Below are 19,650 nucleotides of genomic sequence, written 5' to 3'. Positions count from 1 at the left end.
GCCGCATACGTTTGCGTCGCCGTGCGATGCCGCCATCGTCGGCGGGCCACCACGCGGGCCTCGATTTTTTGTTAACCGTGCCGTTAACGAGAATTTGACCCGCGCCGGCGCCATTGCAGCCGGCGTCCCAAACGAGCGCGAGCATGCCCGCATTCACTTCGATCGAGAAAATCGCCGACTGGGCCGGACGCAACCCGCTCGTCGTCGGTGCGTTGGGCACGCTGATGTCGCTCGCGGCGCTCGGGATCAGCGCGGTGACGCTGTGGGCCGCGCGCAGCGAGGTCGTCGAGCACGCGCACGAGACGTCGCGCAACGTTGCGGCCGTGCTGGCGAGCCAGATCTCGAGGACGGTCGAAACGTCGAACAACGCGCTGATCGCGCTGACCGTCGATCTCGGCAAGCCGTCCGTACAGCGGATGGACGCCGGATTGCGGCACGACCTGCTGTTCGAGCGCACCGCGACGCAGTACGTGACCGGCATGGGCGTGACCGACCGGCACGGCCGGTTGATCGACGGCTGCTGCAGCGCGACCCATCGCTGGGACTTCAGCGATCGCGATTACTTCAAGGTCCATCGCGATGCGGACAATCTCGGTCTCTACGTCTCCCAGCCGTATCGCGCGCGCTCGCGCGGCGACAAGGAGTCCATCGCGCTGTCGCGGCGCATCGAGCGGCCGGATCACGGGTTCGACGGGATCGCGGTCGTCGCCATCGATCTCGCCTATTTCGAGCAGCTTCTGTCCCGCCTCGATGTCGGGCCGAACGGGGTCAGCGCGATCGTGCGCGCGGACGGCACGATCCTCGCGAGAAATCCGTCGTTGAACGACGGCCAGATGAGCCGCCTGCGTCGTTCGACATCCTTCAAGCGGATGGTGAACAGCGAATCGGGCTTCTATCCCGCGCGATCGAGCATCGACGGCACCATGCGGTTGTATACCTACCAGCGGATACCGGGCACCCCGCTGATCGCGGTCGTCGCGCCGGCCGAAAGCGACGTGCTGGCCGGCATCCGGCGCCTGTCGTGGACGGTCGGCGTGTCGGCATCCGTGATCGGCGCATCGTTCTGCGCGGTGGTCTGGCTGCTGGCCTTCGCATTGCGGGACAACTTCCGCAAGCAGACGCTGCTGACCGACCTCACCCGCACCGATCCGCTGACCGGGCTGCACAATCGCCGCGCGCTCGATACCGCGCTGGCCGACGAATGGGAACGGCTGCAGCGCGGCAGCGGCGGCAGCCTCTCGGTGCTGTTCATCGACGCCGATCACTTCAAGCAGTACAACGACCGGCACGGGCACGCGCTGGGCGACACGGCGCTGCGCTTTCTCGCCGAATGCATCCGCGCGCATACGCGGCGGCGCGGCGACCTCGCCGCGCGCTACGGCGGCGAGGAGTTCGTCGCGGTGTTGCCGGATACCGATGAAAACGGGGCCGCGCGGGTCGCCGACGCGATTCGCCGCGAAGTCGAACGCAACCGGCTCGACGGGTTTGCGGAAACGGTTCCGCCCTTCACCGTCAGCATCGGCTGCGCGACCAGCCGGCGCGCACGGCATGTGTCGGTGCATGCGCTGACGCACGACGCGGACATGGCGCTCTACCGAGCGAAGCGCGAAGGAAGGAATCGTGTGTGTCGCGCGCAGGCGCAGCCGGCGTGAAGCGGGGAAAAGGCATCGGCGCGTGGCGTTCGCCTGGCGGTGCGCCGCGACCAGACGACGCCCGACAGACCAGCCGTCAACCGGTCCTCCCCCCGCCCCGACGCATCACGACGAGCGCATGAAGTAATGCTGCGCCAGCTCGACCCAGTACCGGACCCCGGCCGGAATGATGTCGTCGTTGAAGTCGTATTTCGGATGATGCAGCGATGGTGCCGTCGCGCCGTCCTGCGCATTGCCGATCAGCACGTACGCGCCCGGCCGCTCCTCCAGCATGAAGCCGAAGTCTTCGGACGTCATGTTCGGCGGCACGTCGCGGGACAGGCGTTCGTCGCCGAACGTCGCGCGAATCACCGCTTCGCACAGCGCCGTCTCGGCCGGCGTATTGACCGTCGCCGGATAGTACTGAAAAAACTCGACGTCGACCTGCGCACCATACGCATGCGCCAACCCCTCGCACGCAAGCCGCACGTCGCGCTGCAACTGCTGCTGCAATGCCGACGACAACGTGCGAATCGTGCCGCGCAGCTCGGCGGTGTCGGGAATCACGTTGTCGGTCGTGCCCGCATGGAACATGCAGACGGAAATGACCGCGGGGTCCACCGGGTCCTTGTGCCGCGCGGCGATGGTCTGGCACTGCAGCACCATCGAGCACGCGAGCGGCACGGGATCGATGCCCAGATGCGGCTGCGCCGCGTGCGCGCCCTTGCCCGTGACCGTGATCCTGAAGCGCGAGCCGGCGGCCATGATCGGGCCGGTACGCAATCCGAAATGCCCGGCCGGCAACCCGGGCCAGTTGTGCATGCCGAATACCGCTTCCGTCGGGTATCGCTCGAACAGCCCGTCGTCGATCATCCGGCGCGCGCCCGCGCCGCCCTCTTCGCCCGGCTGAAACACGAAATGGACGGTGCCGGGCAACTGCGGCATTGCCTTCAGCACGCGCGCGGCGCCGAGCAACATCACGGTATGGCCGTCATGGCCGCACGCGTGCATGATTCCGTGCGTGCACGATGCATGCGCGAAGTCGTTGGCTTCGTGGATCGGCAATGCGTCCAGATCGGCGCGCAGCACGATGCCGCGGCGCGGGTCCGTGCCGGGCAGGCTCGCGACGACGCCCGTGCCGCCGAGCCCGCGCGACACCGCATAGCCGAGCGCCTCCAGCTCGCGGGCGACGACGTCGGCGGTCCGGTGTTCTTCGAATCGCAACTCGGGATGCGCATGCAGGTCGCGGCGCAGCTTTGCCCAGTGCGCGTGATGCGCGTGCAGCGACGGGACGGGAGTGACGGGGTTGTCCAATTTAGGCACCTTCGGAAAGTAGCGGGCTTGCAGCCGTCATGCCGGCGCGTGTCGCGCGCGGCGGCTGGGTCAGTCGTAACAGCCGACGATCGACTTGATCTCCATGTATTCCTCCATCCCTTCGATCCCGTACTCGCGGCCGTTGCCCGACTGCTTGTACCCGCCGAACGGCGCCTGCGGATCCCAGGCCGGGTAGTTCAGATGCACCTGCCCCGCCCGGATGCGGGCGGCCACCGCGCGGACGTGTTCCTTGTCGGTGCCTTGCACATGCGCGCCCAGCCCGTAGACCGTGTCGTTCGCGATGGCGACCGCTTCGTCGACGGTGTCGTAAGGCAGGATCGCGAGCACCGGGCCGAAGATCTCCTGCTGCGCGATCGCCATGTCGGTGCGCACGTCGGAGAAAATCGTCGGCTGCGCATAAAAGCCGCGGTCGAGCCCCGCGGGTCGGCCGGGGCCGCCGGCGATCAGTTTCGCGCGTTCGTCGATGCCCACGTCGATCATCTGTGCAACGCGGCCGAACTGCGCGCGATTGGCCAGCGGCCCGTGCGTGGTTGCGTCGTCGAACGGATCGCCGACGACGAGTCCCTGCATCGCCGCGACGGCCAGCGCCTCCACCGCGCCGAGCACGGCGCGCGGCACGATCATGCGGGTCGGCGCGCTGCACGACTGCCCCATGTTGCGGAACGCGGCGGCCACGCCGGGCGGGATCGCGCGCGACAGGTCCGCATCCGGCAACACGATATTCGGCGACTTGCCGCCCAGCTCCTGCGCGACGCGCTTGACGGTGGTGGCGGCCGCCTGCGCCACCAGCACGCCGGCCCGCGTCGATCCGGTGATCGACACCATGTCGACCTCCGGGTGCGACGCAAGCGCGGCCCCCACGGTTTCGCCGCTGCCGCTCACGAGATTGAAGACACCGGCGGGCACGCCCGCATCGGCAATCACTTCCGCGAACAGCAGCGCGCTGAGCGGCGACAGCTCGCTCGGCTTGAGCACGACCGTGCAGCCGGCTGCGAGCGCCGGGCCGACCTTCGCGGTGATCTGGTAGATCGGCCAGTTCCACGGCGTGATCAGCGCGCACACGCCGATCGGCTCGCGGGCGACCGCGGTCGTCCCGCGCCGCTCGACGAACGGGTAGCGCGCGAGGTTGTCGCGTGCGACCCGGATATGTTCGGCCGCGAGCGGCACGTGCGCGCCGCGCGCATAGCCGAGCGGCGCACCCATCTCCAGCGCGAGTGCCGTGGCGAACAACTCGGCGCGTTCCAGCATCAACGCATGGATGCGGTCGAGCCGCGCGGCGCGTTCCTGGGGTGAAGTCGCGGACCAGCGTTCGAACGCGTGGCGCGCGGCCCGCACCGCGCGATCGGCGTCATGTGCGTTCCCGAGCGGGATCTCGCACAGCGTGTCTTCCGTGGACGGGCTGACGACTGCGAACCGGTCACGGCCGTCGGGCATGACCCAGTCGCCGTCGATGAAGAACCGATCCAGCCTTCCGGCTTGCATCAGGCGATGAACCGGGGAATTGACGGGGAAATGCATGGCAGGAATATCCTTGAGTCGATACCGTGCGTCGACGCACGGCGAAAGCCGTGATGGGCCGAAGCAGCGGCCGGAACGCGTCGCGGCCGCCCGCTAGAAATCCGCCACCTTGCCCCACGCGGATTCGGCGAACCGGCTGGGCCGATACGGCGCCGGATCGACGAGCGGTTGCGCACCGGTCGCGAGATCCGCGATCAGGTGCCCGGCGCCCGGGCCGATCCCGAAGCCGTGCCCCGAAAACCCGGCCGCGAGGATCAGCCCCGGCACGCCCGGCACTTCGCCGATGCCCGGCACGCCGTCCGGCGTGCTGTCGACGAAGCCGGCCCACGCGTGCGTGATCTTCGCTCCGCGCAGCTCGGGCAACAGTTCGGCCGCGCGGCGGTAAGTTTCGGCGACCGTCGGCATGTCGGGCTTCGGATCCAGGATGCGCACCGCCTCCATCGGCGTCGGCGCGTCGAGGCGCCAGCGCTTCAGCGTTTCGTGGCCGCCGCGCACGCCTTCGAGACCGCCCGGCAGCAGGTTGCGCCAGCGCTTCGCGAACATCGGCACGAATTGCGGCGCGAAGCGCAGGAACTGCGGCGTCAGGTCCACGCGCGCGCGGCCGCTGATCGCCAATGCATAGCGTCCGTCGCTGCGTCGCGTCACGGACACGCCGGATGTGTACATCGCTTCCGGCAGCGGTGTTTCGACGGGTGACACGCTCAGGATCGACTGACGGATCGACGCCTGCGGAAACCGGATGCCGAGCTGCCGGCAGAACGACGACGCCCATGCGCCGCCGGCCATCACGACCGTGCGCGTCTTGATGACGCCGGCCTCGGTGACGACGCCGGCGACTCGGCCGCCCTCCAGCTCGATGCCGCGCGCCGCGCAGTGCTGGTGGACGCTGCCGCCCAGCTTGATCAGCGCGGCGGCCACGGCCGGCGCGGCCTTTCCGGGGTCGGCCGTGCCGTCGGTCGGCGAGAACACGCCGCCCTTCCACTGCCGCCCGGTCGCCCGTCCACGCTCGGCGGCCTGCTTGCTGTCGAGCATATACGTGGTCACGCCCGCGGTCTTCGCGAATTCGCCCCAGCTGGCCCAGCGGGACAGCTCGGCGTCGTCATTGCTCAGATACAGCAACCCGCAGCGATGAAAGCCCGTGTCTTCGCCGGATTCGGCGGCGAATCGTTCCCACAGATCGATGCTCTTGCTGGCCATCGGCAACTCGCGCGCGTCGCGGTTCTGCTGCCGGCACCAGCCCCAGTTGCGGCTCGACTGTTCGGCGCCGATGCGGCCCTTCTCGACGAGCGCGACCGATACGCCGCGGCGGGCCAGATAGTAGGCGGTGAAGACGCCGATGATGCCGCCGCCGATCACGACGACGTCGGCCGCGGCCGGCGGCGTGGACAAGGTTTCGATATGACGCAACGGAGGGGACATGTTCAGTCTCGCTCGACGGGGGCGTTGACGGTCTGCATCACGTAGAACTTCGCGACGCGTTCGCTGCTTTCCCACCCGATCGACGCGCCGCGCGGCACGAACAGCGCATCGCCGGCGCCGAGCGCCAGCACGCTGCCGTCGGGCGCGGCGAACCGTACGCCGCCGTCCAGCAGGAACATGAACTCGTTGGCGCGATGCGGCCGGACGATCCGGTGATACGGCGTCGAATCCCACGTGCCCGCGCAGTACCCGGCTGCGTCGTCGGTGAACACGTTGTCGCTGCGGCATTGCGGCGCGGGGCCGAGCAGCACCTCGGCCGGCAGCGTCGCGGACGGCTTGAAGTCCGCGTCGGCGTACAGCGCGAAGAGACCTTGCTTCGTCGGTGTCTCGCACGCCGCCGCGCAGAACGTCAGCCGCACGGGCGCTTGCGCGGCGATGCGCAACGCGGTGCCGCAGCCGATGACGGCACCCTGTCGCGGACTGAGCACCAGCGGCGCGGCGCCGGCCGCTTCGAGCGTCAACTCGCCTTCGACGACGACGAGGGTTTCGACGTGCGGAAAGCTCGCCACGTCCAGCGCGCCCACGAAGGCGATGCGCCCGGCGGCCATCGCGTCGGGGCCTTCCCACGCAATCTCGCGATGCGCCGCGAACGGATCGCTCGCGCCGAACCCCTGCTGGCGGAAGGCGGTGGAAGACGGTGCGCCGTCGGCCCGGTGCAACACGAAAACTGCGGTCATTTCTGCTCCTGTGCAATGCGTGGCGACCTGGTTCGAAGCCGTCACGCGATATCGGAAATCGTCGTTCGCCGGCGCTCCTGCCGGAACGCCTCGGCGGCGCATGTCGTCCATGCGTGCGCCTATGCCGCGTGACACGACGCTTCGCGGCGTTCGCCGCGCACGCGCGTCGATGGCGCTCGCACCGGCGCGCCGGCCGTTCGGGCGACCACGTAGTCGCGCGGCGTGATCCCGAGCACGCGCCGGAAATGCCGGCACAGGTGGCTCTGATCGAAGAAGCCGACGTCGGTCGCGACGATCGACGGCGCGAGACCCGCGCGCAGCAGGTCCTGCGCCCGCCGCACTCGCACGAGACACAGATACCGGTGCGGCGACAGACCGGTTTCGCTGCGAAAGCGCGCGGTGAAACGCGACACGCTCAACCCGGCCACCGCCGCGAGCGTGTCGAGGTTCAGCGGCTGCGCGAACGACGCGTCGATCGTGCGCAGCACGTCGCCGATCGCCGGCGACACGGGCCGCGCGACACGCGGCGAGCCCACGAATTGCACTGTCATGTCGAATTCTCCCGGCGCTCGCTTCAATGCAGGAAATCCTGCATCCGGTAATACGCGCCGACGAGCGGCAGGAACCACGCGTGCCCGAAATGGCCGGGTATCGCCGGCCAGTCGAGTGCGCGCCACGGGTTCGACGCGGCCGCGCCATACAGCACGTCGGCCATCACGCGGCCCATGTGCACCGACATCTGCACGCCGTGCCCGCTGTAGCCCATCGAGTAATAGAGCCCGTCGTGCTGGCCCGCGCGCGGCAGCCGGTCGGCGGTGATGTCGACCAGCCCGCCCCAGCAATAGTCGAGCCGCACGCCGGCCAGCTCGGGGAAATAGCCGGCCATGCCGGCGCGCAGGATGTCGCCGCTCTTCGCGTCGGAGCGCGGGCTCGACATCGCGAAACGCGCGCGGCCACCGAACAGCAGCCGGTTGTCGGGCGTCACGCGAAAATAGTTGCCGATCTGGCGCGACGTCACGTACGCACGGCGCTGCGGAAACAGCCGGTTCAACTGCGCGTCGGGCAGCGGCTCGGTCACGACGATGAAGCTGCCGACCGGCGCGATGCGTCGCCGGAACCATGCGAACGGCCCGTGCTGCGACGCGCCGGTCGCGACCAGCACGCGATCGGCGACGATCGTGCCGCGCGTGCAGGTGATCCGGTGGCGCTCGCCGTCCAGCCGGTCGAGCCGTGTGACGGCCGCTTGCTCGTACACGCGTGCGCCGGCCCGCGCGGCCGCTTGCGCGAGCCCGACGCCGAACTTGCCCATGTGCATCTGCGCGCCGTTGCGCTGCAGGAGCCCGCCGTAAAAGCCGTCGGACGCGATTTCATCGCGGATCCGCGACGGCTCGATCAGCTCGATGTCCGGATCGACGTCGCGCCGCAACGCATTGAAGGTCTTTTCGAGCCCCGCGAAATGCTGCGGTTTCGCGGCGAGCTTCAGCTTGCCCGTTCGCCGGAAATCGCAGTCGATCGCCTGTTCGGTGACGATCGTCTCGACGCTCTTCACCGCGCTTTCGTACGCGAGATAAAACTGCTTCGCCTGCGCGGCGCCGATGCGCGCGGCCAGCGACGCGTAGTCCTGCGCGACGCCCGTATTGCACTGACCGCCGTTGCGGCCGGACGCTTCGCCCGCGACCTGCGCGGCTTCGAGCACGACCACCGAGACGCCGCGCTGCGCGAGCGCGAGCGCCGCCGACAAGCCGGTGAAACCGCCACCGATGACGACCACGTCGGCCCGCCCTTCGACGGGCCCGACGCTGCCCGCGCGAAACGCGGGACGGGTATCCAGCCAGTACGATTCCAGTTTCATCGGATTCTTCTCGAGCATTCCCGCAACGACGATCGGCGATCGTTCAATGCGAATCATTTAATCACCGTCAAAAACCGCAGTTGCCGCGTATTCGCGCGCGGCACGCGTACAAATCGCCGTTTTGCGCGACCGCCGCAGCAGACTATGCGGCGGGCCGTTCACCGCGCCGCGCGACGCACGGTTCGCGCGCCACGGACTACAGCTGCACCGGCGTGACACCCGCGGGCGCCGGCTCCGCCTGAAAGCGCGCGAGATCCTCCTCGCTGCGATGGCACAGCACCTGCGCGCCGTTCCCGAGCGTGCGCAGCGACGGGGCCGTGCGGTTGCACACGCCGTCCACGCGCATCGCGCAGCGCGACAGGAACGGACACAGCTCGGCCTCGTGCTCGCGCTCGCCGATCGGCACCAGCGGCCGGTGGCAGCGCTCGGCCGCATCGTCGAGCCAGCCCGCGCGCAATTCCGGCGCGGACGACACCAGCAGATGCGAATACGGGTGATAAGGCGGCGCGCACAGCGCGTCGCGACTGCCCGTCTCCACGCGCCGGCCCGCATACAGCACGACGATGTCGTCGCTGATCGCGCGCACCTTCGCGATGTCGTGCGTGATGAACACGTACGACACGCCGAGCTTCGCCTGCAGGTCGCGCAGCAGTTCGATGATCGCGGCGCCGACCACGGTGTCGAGCGCCGACGTGACCTCGTCGCACAGGATCAGGTCGGGTTCGGCGGCGAGCGCCCGCGCGAGATTCACGCGCTGCTTCTGCCCGCCGGACAATTCGCCGGTACGCCGCGCGGCCACCGCCGGCGGCAGCCGCACGAGTTCGAGCAGTTCCGCGACGCGCTGCCGCGCACGCGCGCCCTTGATTCCGTGATAGAACGCGAGCGGCCGCGCGAGCGTGCGCTCGACGGTATGCACCGGATTGAGCGCGGTATCGGCGTTCTGGAACACGATCTGCACGCGGCGATGCTGCTCCTTCGTGCGCTTGCCGATATCGCGCGCGAGCGGCACGCCGTCGAGCAGGATCTCGCCGCCGGTCGCCGGCACGAGGCCCGCGATCACCTTCGCGAGCGTCGTCTTGCCGGAACCGGATTCGCCGATCACGCCGACGGTCTGCCCGCGCCCGATGCGCAGGTCGACTTCATGCAGGATCACCTTCGCGGGCCAGCCGTTCGCCGCGCGGCCGCCGTAACCGGCGATCGCGCCGCGCACGTCGAGCAGCGGCGCCGGCGCGGCCGGTCGTTGCACTTCCCCGCCACGTTCGGCATCGTTCGGCGTGACCGCCGCGATCAGGCTCTGCGTGTACGGATGCGTCGGCGCATGCAGGATCTGTTCGGTCGCACCCGCCTCGCGGATCACGCCGTCGCTCAGCACGACGATCCGGTCGGCCATCTGCGCGACCACGGCCAGGTCGTGCGACACGTACACCGCGCTCATCCCGTAGCGCCGGATCACGCGCTTGAACGCCTGCAGCACGTCGATCTGCGTGGTCACGTCGAGCGCGGTGGTCGGCTCGTCGAGGATCACCAGTTCCGGATCGGTGATCAGCGCCATCGCGGCCATCAGCCGCTGCAACTGCCCGCCCGAGACCTGGTGCGGATAGCGCTTGCCGATCGTCTCCGGCTCCGGCAGCGCGAGCGCGCGAAACAGCTCGATCGCCTTCGCCTGCGCGTCGCGCTTCGTCATCGTCTTGTGGATCAGTGCGCTCTCGATCACCTGGTCGAGAATCGTGCGCGACGGATTGAACGCGGCGGCGGCGCTCTGCGCGATATACGCGACCTTGCGGCCGCGCAGCGCGGTCACCTCCGCGGCGGAAAGCGTGCACACGTCGGAGCCGTCGAGCTTCACCGAGCCGCCGGCGATCCGGCAGCCGGCGCGCGCATGGCCCATCAGCGACAACGCGATCGTCGTCTTGCCGGAGCCCGATTCGCCGATCAGCGCGAGCACCTCGCCGCGTCCGATGTCGAAGTCGACGCCGTGGACGATCGTCGTTTCCTCGCCGCCCGGCCGGCCGCCGACCACGCGCAGCCCGCGCACCTCGACGAGCGGGTTCGATTCGTGTCGCATCAGTGTCCTCCGGCGGCGCCGGCCGCGCCCTTGCGGCGGCCGCGATGCGGCAGACCGTCGATCAACAGGTTGACGCCCACCGTCAGGATCGCGATCGCGACCGCGGGCATGATCGCGACGGCCGAGCCGTCGCCGAGGCTCGCGATGTTCTCGCGCACAAGCGAGCCGAGGTCCGCATACGGCGGCTGCACGCCGAGGCCGAGAAAGCTGAGGCCGCTCAGCAGCAGCACGACGAACGTGAAGCGCAGCCCGGTATCCGCCAGCATCGGGTGGATCATGTTCGGCAGCATCTCGACGCACGCGATGTACAGCGCGCTCTCGCCGCGCGCCTTTGCCACCTGCACGAATTCGAGCGTGCTGATGTTGACGGCCAGCGCGCGCGCGATCCGGTACGAGCCCGGCATGTAGCTGACCGCGGCGGTGAGCACCAGCAGCGGCAGCGACGAACCGAACGCGGCGACGAACATCAGCGCGAACATCTTCGACGGAATCGACGTGAGCGCGTCGAGCAGCCGGCTCATCGTCTCGTCGACCGCGCGGCCCGACACGGTCGCGAGCAGCCCGAGCGTCGTGCCGGTCAGCGCGGCGAGCAGCACGGCGGCCAGCGCGAGCAGCACGGTCAGCCGCGTGCCGTACAGGATGCGGCTCAGCATGTCGCGGCCGAGGAAGTCGGAACCGAACGGCAGCTTCGCACCGAACGGCGCGAATACATCCGGCGTGACGATCGCGCCGACGTCGTGCGGCGCGAGCAGCGGCGCGAACACCGCGATGAACAGCATCAGGCCGACCATCGACAGGCCGACGCGGCCGCCGGTCGTCAGTCTGATGCGTGCGCCGCGGCGCTTGCGGGGCTGGTCGGGGGACGGCGCGGCGGGCGGCGTCGCGCCTCCCCACGGCGCGCGCGGTTCGCCTGACGGCGGCAGCGCGCTGCTGCGATGAACGGGTTCGGTCGGGTGCATGGGCGGCATCTCGGAAGAAGAACGGGACACTCAGGTCCGCAGTCGCGGGTTCGACACGATCGAGCACAGATCGGCGAACAGCACGAGCATCAGGTACGCGACGCAGAAAATCAGCGTGCATGCCTGGACCAACGGGAAATCGCGGTTGCCGACGGCATCGACCATCAGGCTCGCGAGGCCCGGATAGTTGAAGATCGTCTCGACGACGATCACGCCGCCGAGCAGATACGACAGGCTCAGCGCGATCGCGTTGGCGATCGGACCGATCGCGTTCGGCAGCGCGTGGCGCAGCACGACGCGCGCGGGGCTCGCGCCCTTGAGCATCGCCATCTCGACGTACGACGCGCTCAGCTGCTCGATCACCGCGGCGCGCGTCATCCGCGCCATCTGCGCGATCACGACCGCGCACAGCGTCAGCACCGGCATCGCATACGCCCGCAGGAAATCGTGCAGGCTGTCGATCGGGCCGCTGTACGACAGCGCGGACAACCAGCGCAGCTTCACCGCGAACACGAGCACGGCGACCGTCGCGATCAGGAACTCCGGCGTCGCGACGAGCGACAGCGTGCCGAGGCTGATCACGCGGTCGACCACCGACTCGCGTTTGACCGCGGCGAGGATGCCGAGCAGCAGCGCGATCGGCACCGACACGGCGGTCGTGATCGCCGCGAGCGCGAGCGACTTCGGCAGGCGCCCGCCGATCAGCTCCGACACCGGCATGTCGCCGGACAGCGAACGGCCGAAATCGCCGTGCAGCAGCCCGCCGAGCCAGTGCACGTAACGCACGTGCGCCGGCATGTCGAGCCCGAACTGCTGACGCAGCGCGGCGACCGTCTCCGGCGTCGCCGACTGACCCAGCGCGGCCTGCGCGGCGTCGCCCGGCAGCAGGTTCGTGATCGTGAAGATGATCGCGGACACGATCAGCAGCGTCAGCGCGGTGACCGCGATGCGTCGGCCGATCAGCCCAAGCAGGATTCGATTCATGAAACGGCACTCCGGGAAAGATCCCGCGCGACCGGGGCGGTGGCCCGCTGCGGCCGCGCGGCGGCGTCACGTATCGACGTCAGGCGTTCCACCACACATACTCGGCGAACATGAAGCCCATCATCCCGCCGGTCGGGATCGACCCGAGGCCCGCGAGCCGCTTGTCGTAGCCGTCGAGGAAGCTGATGAACGCCGGAATGCCGACCCGGCCCTGCTGCGCGACGAGCGTCTGCATCTCGCCGTACATCTGCTTGCGCTTCGCATCGTCGGTCTCCGAGCGCGCGGCGAGCAGCAGCTGATCGAACTTCGCGTTCTTCCAGCCCGACTCGTTCCACGCGGCGTCCGACTTGAAGAACTGCGTGAACAGCACGTCGGCGCTCGAGCGCGGGTTGATGTTGCCGAAGCCGAGCGGATGCTTCATCCAGTGGTTCGACCAGTAGCCGTCGGGCGACACGCGGTTGACCTGCAGGTTCAGCCCGATCTTCTGGCCGGCCTGCTGCAGCAGCACGGCCATTTCGATCGACCCGTTCGCATCGGACGTCGCATAGATCGGCGGCAGCGCCGTGCCGAGCGCGCCGGCCTTCTGGAACAGGAATTTCGCCTTGTCCGGATCGTGCGGCCGCTGCGGCAGCGACGCGTTGAAGTAGCGATGCCCCGGCGGAATCGGCTGGTCGTTGCCGATCACCGCATAGCCGCGAAATACCGCCGAGCGGATCTGTTCGCGATCGAACAGGTACTTCATCCCCTCGACGAAATCGGGATTCGCGGTGATCGGGCTTTCGCTGCGCATGATCAGGTCGGTATAGAGCCCCGACTTGGTTTCCTTCAGCGCATAGCCGGGCGTCGACGCGACCCGTTGCGTCGAGCGCGGGTCGATCGCGTTGATCAGGTGCACGTCGCCCGACAGCAGCGCGTTCAGGCGCGCGGCGCTGTCGCTGATGCCGATCAGTTCGATCTCGTCGAGATACGGCATGCCCGGCTTGAAGTAGCTGTCGTTGCGCACGCCGACGGTCGACACGCCCGGCTTGAACGACTTGAGCTTGTACGGGCCGCAGCCGATGCCGGTCGCGAAATCGGTCGTGCCGTCCTTGACGATCACGAGTTGCGGCGTCGCGAGGATGACCGGCAGATCGGCGTTCGCGCTGGCGAGCGTGAGCGTGACCTCGTCCGGGCCGCTCGCCTTCGCGTCCGCGAACTGATCGGCGAGCGGCTTGACCTTCGACGCGGTGGCCGCGTTCTTGTGGCGCATCAGCGAGAACACCACGTCGGCCGGGCCAACGGGTTTGCCGTCGTGGAACGTGACGCCCTTGCGCAGCTTGATGATCCAGGTCTTCGCATCGGTCGTGTGCAGCGACTCGGCGAGATTCATCTGCGGCGTGAGGCTCCCGTCGAGCTGCGTGAGGCCGCTGTAGAACATGAAGAAGCGGATGTAGTCCGCGCCCGTCGAGCCCTTGGCCGGGTCGAGCGTATCGGCGGTCGAGCTGGATTCGTTCGCGACCCGGATCTTGCCGCCGCGCTTCGGCGCGGGCGCGGCGAATGCCGACTGCGCGCTCGTCAGCAATCCGCCGCCGCCGACGGCCATCATGCCGCTCGCCGCCATGACCCGCATCATGTCGCGGCGCGTGAAGCCGCCCTTGCCGCCATTGTCGATATCGTCGCTCATCCGAACTGCTCCTGACTGTGTAAAGTGGGTCATAGGGTCCAGCGTGGTTGTTCGATCCCGCCGCGCCCGCTTGCTGGTGGCGGGCGCGACGCCGTGCACATGCAATTCATTTAAGCATCGCCAAAATGCCGGTTGTCCCGATTCGGGCCGCCCTCACGATACGAATCGACCGTTTTGGGTAGCCTGCGCAGCATGATTTGCTGCGTGCGCCGGGGACCGTCGGCGGGTGCCGGCCGCATGCCGGCGCGTAAGTGAAAGTTCAGAGGATTGTTCGCCGGCATCGACGCGTTGATCCCGCGGGCGCGACGCGAATGCGTGCAGGCTCGCGCGACGTGGCGACGTGGCGACACCGGCCGCCTGCCGCATTGCGCGTGTTTCTCCCGGGATCGCGACGGGCGGCACCAGGCGTGCGCGGCACCGCACCGGGGAAACGCGTCGCTTACAGCCCGAGCTGCGTCGCGAGCTGGCCGATGTCCGACACTTCGTAATAGTTGTAGAACGGCGTGCCCGGCTCGTGGCCGCGATTCACGAAGGCCTTGTGCCTGATTCCCAGATCCTCGGCCGTCATCAGGTCGTAGCGCAGGCTCGACGACACGTGCAGCACGTCCTCGGGCTTGCAGCCGAGCTTGTCGAACATGTATTCGAAGCCCTGCATCCGCGGCTTGTACGATTGCGCCTGCTGCGCGGTGAACACCGCGTGGAACGGTGCGCCGAGCTTGTCGACGTTGCTCATGATCTGCTCGTCCATCGCGTTCGACAGGATCACGAGCTTGTACTTCGTCGCCAGCCGTGACAGCCCGGCCGGCACGTCCGGATGCGGGCCCCAGGTCGGCACCGCACGATAGAACAGCTCGGCCTCGGCTTCGTCGAACGTCACGCCGACCCGCGCGCAGGTGCGGCGGATCGCGCTGACGACGACATCGCGATACGGCTTCCACGCACCGAGCACCTCGTCGAGCCGATAAGCGGCGAACGCGCGCACGAATGCCTCCATCGCGGCCGGCGACAACCGGTCCGCATAGATTTCGCGCGCCGTCTCGGCCATCCGGAAATGGGTCAGCGTGCCGTAACAGTCGAAGGTGATGTACTTCGGTTCAAACTGGATCATGATGACGTCCTGTCGGTGTGAAGCCCCGGCGGGCCGGGGACGGGCTGGGTTGTACGAAATTGAATCAGGGCAAAAAGCCCCGCGCGCGTCGTTTGGCGCCGTCCGAAACGCAGAATCGTCGCGTGTTGCGCGGCGCGGGCAGCACGATATGCGGCGCCCGGCCGCCGCAGCCCGCCGCGAACGGCCGCGATACCGCGCTTTGGTCGTAGCGGCACGCTCGCGGCAGGAACGATCGAGTTCATGTGACGCGTCGGCACGACGGGCGGATGCGTTCGTGCCGGCCGAGCGGATCGGCATCGATCCCGCGCGCCGGGCCGCCGCCGGAAAACAGGCGAATCGTCCTATCCGTGCCGCCGCCGCGCTGGCAGAGTGAACAGGTCATTTCCACCCATCCGGAGTCCGGCGTGTCCGACCTCAATCCTTCCCGCACGCTCATCTATCGCCCGTTCACCGAAGCCGACCTGCCCGCCGCCCATCGACTGTCCGAAGCAGTCAAGTGGCCGCACCGGCTCGACGACTGGCGCTTCGTATTCCAGCTCGGCAGCGGCTTCGTCGCCGAGGACGAAACCGGCATCGTCGGCACCGCGCTCGGCTGGCGCTTCGGCGAATCGCACGCGTCGCTCGGCATGGTCATCGTGTCGCCCGAGCGCCAGGGCTGCGGCATCGGCCGCGAACTGCTCACCCGCGTGGTCGACAGCTTCGGCACGCGGACCGTATTTCTGCATGCGACGCCGGCCGGCGAGCCGCTGTACGCGAAGTTCGGCTTCGACGTCATCGATACGATCGATCAGCACCAGGGCGCCGCGTTCCAGCCGCCGCTGATCTCGCTGCCGCCCGGCGAGCGCCTGCGCCCGCTCGGCACCAACGACGGCCCGCGGCTCGCCGCGCTCGCGTCGCGCGCGGCCGGCTACGAACGCGGTGCGGTGATCGATGCGCTGCTCGACGTCGCGAACGGGATCGCGCTCGACCGCGACGGCGAGCTGCTCGGTTTCGCGCTGTTCCGCCGGTTCGGCCGCGGCCACGTGATCGGCCCGGTGATCGCGCCGGATGCGCTGCGCGCGCAAGCGCTGATCAGCCATTGGCTCGCGCTGCACGAGGGCATGTTCGTGCGGCTCGACGTGCCGGGCGACAGCGGGCTGTCGGACTGGCTGCAGGGGCTCGGGTTGCCGCGCGTCGATACGGTCGTCGCGATGGCGCGCGGCACGACGCCGCCACGCGACTCGGCGCTGCGCGCGTTCGCGATCGTGAACCAGGCGCTCGGCTGAGCGGGGCGCACGATGAGTTTTCTCTACAAGGCCGACCCGGTGCGCGGCGCGCAGTGGGCGGCGCGCTTCGCGCAACGCGCGCCCGACCTGCCGTTCCGGATCTGGCCGGACCTCGGCGACGCCGACGCCGTCCGCTATCTCGCCGCATGGCAGCCGCCGGACGATCCAGTCGCGCTGTTGCCGAACCTCGAAGTCGTGTTCTCGGTCGGCGCCGGCATCGATCAGTTCGACCTGTCGCGCGTGCCGCCGCACATCCCCGTCGTGCGGATGATCGAGCCGGGTATCGTCGAAGGAATGGTCGAATACGTGACGCAGGCCGTGCTGACGATCCATCGCGACCTGTTCGACTACGCGGCGCAGCAGCGCGACCAGGTGTGGCGCGAGCGCCCCGTGCGCGCGGCCGCGTCGCGACGCATCGGCGTGCTCGGGCTCGGCACGCTCGGCCAGGCCGTGCTCGACACGCTGCGGCGCTTCGGTTTCCCGTGCGCGGGCTGGAGCCGCACGCCGCGCACGCTCGACGGCGTCGACTGTCATGCAGGCGATGCCGCGCTCGACGCGTTCCTCGCCCGTACCGACATCCTGATCTGCCTGCTGCCGCTCACCGACGGCACGCGCGGCCTGCTCGGCGCGCGCGTGTTCGACGCGCTGCCGGCCGGCGCGTCGCTGGTGCAGGTCGGGCGCGGCCCGCAGCTCGATGCGCCCGCGCTGCTCGCGGCGCTCGCGAGCGGCCGGCTCGACAGCGCGATCCTGGACGTGACGGACCCCGAACCGTTGCCGGCCGGCCATCCGTTCTGGACGCATCCGCGCATTCGCATCACGCCGCACATCGCCAGCGCGACGCGACCCGACACCGCGGTCGACGCGGTGCTCGCGAATCTCGCGCGCCATCGCGCGGGACAACCGATGATCGGCGTCGTCGATCGCGCACGCGGCTACTGACGTGCGGGCCCGGCCTGCGGGGCGCGCAGCAGAAAATGCCGAAGCGCCCGGTGCAAACGCCGCGCGCATACGTTTCGGACCGCAAATTGAAGGCGCATGCGGATGGCTTGCCCGTTAGCATGAACTCACCGCTGACACCTGACGAGAGTCCCGCCTTCCCATGAACCAAGCCGCGCTGATCGAAGCCGATCGTCAACACCTGATCCACCCCGTCGTCAACTACCGTGCGCACGAGGCGCGCGGCGTCACCGTGCTGGAATCCGCGGACGGCGTGTTCCTGCGCGATGCCGCGGGCCATACGCTGCTCGACGCGTTCTCGGGCCTGTGGTGCGTCAACGTCGGCTACGGCCGCGACAGCATCGTGAAAGCCGCCGCCGACCAGCTGGCCAAGCTGCCCTACGCGACCGGCTATTTCCATTTCGGCTCGCAGCCGGCGATCGAGCTCGCCGAACGGCTCGCCGCGCTCGCGCCGCCGTCGCTGAACCGTGTGTACTTCACGCTCGGCGGCTCGGACGCGATCGACTCCGCCGTGCGCTTCATCACGCACTATTACAACGCGACCGGCCGTCCGTCGAAAAAGCAGATGATCGCGCTGGAGCGCGGTTATCACGGCTCGTCGTCGATCGGTGCCGGCCTCACCGCGCTGCCGGCGTTTCACCGTCATTTCGACCTGCCGCGTGCGGACCAGCACCATATTCCGTCGCCCTACCCGTACCGCCATCCGCTCGGCGACGATCCACAGGCGCTGATCGCCGCGTCGGTCGCCGCGCTCGAAGCGAAGGTCGCCGAACTGGGCGCGGACAATGTCGCCGCGTTCTTCTGCGAGCCGGTGCAGGGTTCCGGCGGCGTGATCGTGCCGCCGGCCGGCTGGCTGAAGGCGATGCGCGACGCGTGCCGGCGCCTCGGCATCCTGTTCGTCGCGGACGAGGTGATCACCGGCTTCGGCCGCACCGGCCCGCTGTTCGCGTGCGAGGCCGAACAGGTCGATCCGGACCTGATGACCGTCGCGAAGGGGCTGACCGCCGGCTATGCGCCGATGGGCGCGGTGCTGATGTCCGATGAAATCTACGAAGGGATCGCGGGCCACCGCGCTGATTCGCCCGCGGTCGGCCACGGCTATACGTATTCCGCGCATCCGGTGAGCGCGGCGATCGGCCTCGAAGTGCTGAAGCTCTATCACGAAGGCGGGCTGCTCGCGAACGGCCAGGCGCTGGCGCCGCGCTTCGCCGCGGGACTCGACGCGCTGCGCGCGCATCCGCTCGTTGGCGACGCGCGCTCGGTCGGCCTGCTCGGCGCGCTCGAACTGGTCGCCGACAAGGCACGCAAGACGCGCTTCGACCCGGCGCTGAACGTGCCGGACCGGATCGCGGCCGCCGCCTACGCGAACGGCGTGGTGTTCCGCGCGTTCGGCGACGGCGTGCTCGGCTTTGCGCCGGCGCTGAGCTTCACTGCCGGCGAGTTCGACCTGATGTTCGAACGCGTGCGCAAGACGCTCGACGACGTGCTGGCGGATTCCGGCGTGCAGCGCGCGCTCGACGCCGCGCATGCGCAACCGGCCTGACGGGCCAAGGGAAAGCCGGGCTTGTAGCGGTCATCGTTCGTCTCTAAAGTAACCGGACATTCCATTTTTGCTCTTTCACGTGAACATGACGGACAGCAAGCTGGATCGCATCGACCTGCGCATCCTCTCCCAGTTGCAAAAGCGCGGCCGCATGACCAACGTCGAGCTGGCCGATGCGGTCGGGCTGTCGCCCAGTCCGTGCCTGATCCGCGTGAAGCGGCTCGAGAAGGCCGGCTACATCGGCGGCTACGGCGCGCACATCCAGCTCGAGAAACTCGGCGACGTGCAGGTCGTATTTACCGAGGTCACGCTGGCCGATCATCGGCGCGAGGATTTCGACCGCTTCGTCGCGGCGATCCGCACCGTCGACGAGATCGTCGAATGCCACCTCGCGAGCGGCGGCTACGACTATCTGCTGAAGTTCATCACGCGCAGCGTGAGCCATTACCAGACGATCGTCGAAGGGCTGCTCGAGCAGAACATCGGCATCGAGAAGTATTTCAGTTACGTGATCATCAAGTCGCCGTTCGTCAAACGGCACTACCCGCTCGAATCGCTGTTCGGCGAACGTCACTGACACGCGGCGTGCGTCCCCCCCGAACGCGGCAGCCTGC

Annotated in this window: 17 protein-coding genes; 5 read left to right on the top strand and 12 right to left on the bottom strand. The window is 68.8% G+C overall.

The features are described 5' to 3' along the window. Positions 1–143: 143 nt before the first annotated feature. Positions 144–1,652, top strand: a complete 1,509-nt coding sequence (locus tag DFS13_RS29335) for a diguanylate cyclase (protein ID WP_111442441.1) — start codon at positions 144–146, stop codon at positions 1,650–1,652. A gap of 105 nt (positions 1,653–1,757) precedes the next feature. On the opposite strand, the gene DFS13_RS29330 is transcribed toward DFS13_RS29335, so the two are convergent. The 12 genes from DFS13_RS29330 to DFS13_RS40420 all read right to left on the bottom strand — a co-directional run bounded on the left by DFS13_RS29330 (position 1,758) and on the right by DFS13_RS40420 (position 15,653). Continuing rightward, positions 1,758–2,945 carry a M20 aminoacylase family protein gene (locus tag DFS13_RS29330; protein ID WP_062886024.1) on the bottom strand — a complete coding sequence of 396 codons (1,188 nt, stop codon included), beginning with the start codon at positions 2,943–2,945 and terminating at the stop codon, positions 1,758–1,760. Positions 2,946–3,014: 69 nt separating this feature from the next. Beyond that, positions 3,015–4,484 (bottom strand): aldehyde dehydrogenase family protein, encoded by a 1,470-nt coding sequence (locus tag DFS13_RS29325; protein ID WP_111442440.1) that lies wholly within the window; start codon positions 4,482–4,484, stop codon positions 3,015–3,017. Positions 4,485–4,577: 93 nt separating this feature from the next. Next, positions 4,578–5,903 (bottom strand): FAD-binding oxidoreductase, encoded by a 1,326-nt coding sequence (locus DFS13_RS29320; RefSeq protein ID WP_058903945.1) that lies wholly within the window; start codon positions 5,901–5,903, stop codon positions 4,578–4,580. 2 nt (positions 5,904–5,905) lie between these two features. After that, positions 5,906–6,640, bottom strand: a complete 735-nt coding sequence (locus DFS13_RS29315; RefSeq protein WP_111442439.1) for a cupin domain-containing protein — start codon at positions 6,638–6,640, stop codon at positions 5,906–5,908. A 119-nt stretch (positions 6,641–6,759) separates the two neighbouring features. After that, on the bottom strand, positions 6,760–7,191 hold the full coding sequence (locus tag DFS13_RS29310; RefSeq protein WP_006481886.1) for a helix-turn-helix domain-containing protein: 432 nt from the start codon (positions 7,189–7,191) through the stop codon (positions 6,760–6,762). A gap of 23 nt (positions 7,192–7,214) precedes the next feature. Next, on the bottom strand, positions 7,215–8,549 hold the full coding sequence (locus DFS13_RS29305; RefSeq protein WP_111442438.1) for an FAD-binding oxidoreductase: 1,335 nt from the start codon (positions 8,547–8,549) through the stop codon (positions 7,215–7,217). A 139-nt stretch (positions 8,550–8,688) separates the two neighbouring features. Continuing rightward, entirely contained in the window at positions 8,689–10,557 is a 1,869-nt protein-coding gene (locus tag DFS13_RS29300) for an ABC transporter ATP-binding protein (RefSeq protein ID WP_060211254.1), read from the bottom strand. Continuing rightward, entirely contained in the window at positions 10,557–11,516 is a 960-nt protein-coding gene (locus DFS13_RS29295) for an ABC transporter permease (RefSeq protein WP_012493727.1), read from the bottom strand. Before DFS13_RS29295 ends, DFS13_RS29300 begins: the two co-directional genes overlap by 1 nt. 30 nt (positions 11,517–11,546) lie before the next feature. Continuing rightward, positions 11,547–12,500 carry an ABC transporter permease gene (locus DFS13_RS29290; protein WP_006482806.1) on the bottom strand — a complete coding sequence of 318 codons (954 nt, stop codon included), beginning with the start codon at positions 12,498–12,500 and terminating at the stop codon, positions 11,547–11,549. Between the two features lie 79 nt (positions 12,501–12,579). Continuing rightward, entirely contained in the window at positions 12,580–14,163 is a 1,584-nt protein-coding gene (locus tag DFS13_RS29285) for an ABC transporter substrate-binding protein (protein WP_006482802.1), read from the bottom strand. Between the two features lie 439 nt (positions 14,164–14,602). Next, on the bottom strand, positions 14,603–15,271 hold the full coding sequence (locus DFS13_RS29280; protein WP_111442437.1) for a haloacid dehalogenase type II: 669 nt from the start codon (positions 15,269–15,271) through the stop codon (positions 14,603–14,605). Between the two features lie 238 nt (positions 15,272–15,509). Then, positions 15,510–15,653, bottom strand: a complete 144-nt coding sequence (locus tag DFS13_RS40420; RefSeq protein ID WP_164531080.1) for a hypothetical protein — start codon at positions 15,651–15,653, stop codon at positions 15,510–15,512. 22 nt (positions 15,654–15,675) lie between these two features. Here DFS13_RS40420 and DFS13_RS29270 point away from each other — a divergent pair, with 22 nt between their 5' ends. The 4 genes from DFS13_RS29270 to DFS13_RS29255 all read left to right on the top strand — a co-directional run bounded on the left by DFS13_RS29270 (position 15,676) and on the right by DFS13_RS29255 (position 19,613). Further along, a complete protein-coding gene (locus DFS13_RS29270) occupies positions 15,676–16,536 on the top strand; it encodes a GNAT family N-acetyltransferase (protein WP_111442448.1) in 861 nt (286 codons plus the stop codon). A gap of 12 nt (positions 16,537–16,548) precedes the next feature. Continuing rightward, positions 16,549–17,475 carry a glyoxylate/hydroxypyruvate reductase A gene (locus tag DFS13_RS29265; protein ID WP_006498158.1) on the top strand — a complete coding sequence of 309 codons (927 nt, stop codon included), beginning with the start codon at positions 16,549–16,551 and terminating at the stop codon, positions 17,473–17,475. A 160-nt stretch (positions 17,476–17,635) separates the two neighbouring features. Further along, entirely contained in the window at positions 17,636–19,036 is a 1,401-nt protein-coding gene (locus DFS13_RS29260) for an aspartate aminotransferase family protein (protein WP_034203509.1), read from the top strand. Positions 19,037–19,121: 85 nt separating this feature from the next. Further along, on the top strand, positions 19,122–19,613 hold the full coding sequence (locus DFS13_RS29255) for an Lrp/AsnC family transcriptional regulator (protein WP_034178445.1): 492 nt from the start codon (positions 19,122–19,124) through the stop codon (positions 19,611–19,613). Positions 19,614–19,650: the final 37 nt, after the last annotated feature.

It is taken from the genome of Burkholderia sp. 28_3, from assembly GCF_003253915.1.
GTDB lineage: Bacteria > Pseudomonadota > Gammaproteobacteria > Burkholderiales > Burkholderiaceae > Burkholderia > Burkholderia cenocepacia.
This window is presented reverse-complemented; position numbering and strand designations above follow the sequence as displayed.

Bases quoted from the DNA above. Each gene is read 5' to 3' on its own strand.
- DFS13_RS29335 (WP_111442441.1), top strand. From the start codon at position 144: ATGCCCGCATTCACTTCGATCGAGAAAATCGCCGACTGGGCCGGACGC.
- DFS13_RS29325 (WP_111442440.1), bottom strand. From the start codon at position 4,484: ATGCATTTCCCCGTCAATTCCCCGGTTCATCGCCTGATGCAAGCCGGA.
- DFS13_RS29320 (WP_058903945.1), bottom strand. From the start codon at position 5,903: ATGTCCCCTCCGTTGCGTCATATCGAAACCTTGTCCACGCCGCCGGCC.
- DFS13_RS29315 (WP_111442439.1), bottom strand. From the start codon at position 6,640: ATGACCGCAGTTTTCGTGTTGCACCGGGCCGACGGCGCACCGTCTTCC.
- DFS13_RS29310 (WP_006481886.1), bottom strand. From the start codon at position 7,191: ATGACAGTGCAATTCGTGGGCTCGCCGCGTGTCGCGCGGCCCGTGTCG.
- DFS13_RS29305 (WP_111442438.1), bottom strand. From the start codon at position 8,549: ATGATTCGCATTGAACGATCGCCGATCGTCGTTGCGGGAATGCTCGAG.
- DFS13_RS29300 (WP_060211254.1), bottom strand. From the start codon at position 10,557: ATGCGACACGAATCGAACCCGCTCGTCGAGGTGCGCGGGCTGCGCGTG.
- DFS13_RS29295 (WP_012493727.1), bottom strand. From the start codon at position 11,516: ATGCACCCGACCGAACCCGTTCATCGCAGCAGCGCGCTGCCGCCGTCA.
- DFS13_RS29290 (WP_006482806.1), bottom strand. From the start codon at position 12,500: ATGAATCGAATCCTGCTTGGGCTGATCGGCCGACGCATCGCGGTCACC.
- DFS13_RS29285 (WP_006482802.1), bottom strand. From the start codon at position 14,163: ATGAGCGACGATATCGACAATGGCGGCAAGGGCGGCTTCACGCGCCGC.
- DFS13_RS29280 (WP_111442437.1), bottom strand. From the start codon at position 15,271: ATGATCCAGTTTGAACCGAAGTACATCACCTTCGACTGTTACGGCACG.
- DFS13_RS40420 (WP_164531080.1), bottom strand. From the start codon at position 15,653: ATGACCTGTTCACTCTGCCAGCGCGGCGGCGGCACGGATAGGACGATT.
- DFS13_RS29265 (WP_006498158.1), top strand. From the start codon at position 16,549: ATGAGTTTTCTCTACAAGGCCGACCCGGTGCGCGGCGCGCAGTGGGCG.
- DFS13_RS29260 (WP_034203509.1), top strand. From the start codon at position 17,636: ATGAACCAAGCCGCGCTGATCGAAGCCGATCGTCAACACCTGATCCAC.
- DFS13_RS29255 (WP_034178445.1), top strand. From the start codon at position 19,122: ATGACGGACAGCAAGCTGGATCGCATCGACCTGCGCATCCTCTCCCAG.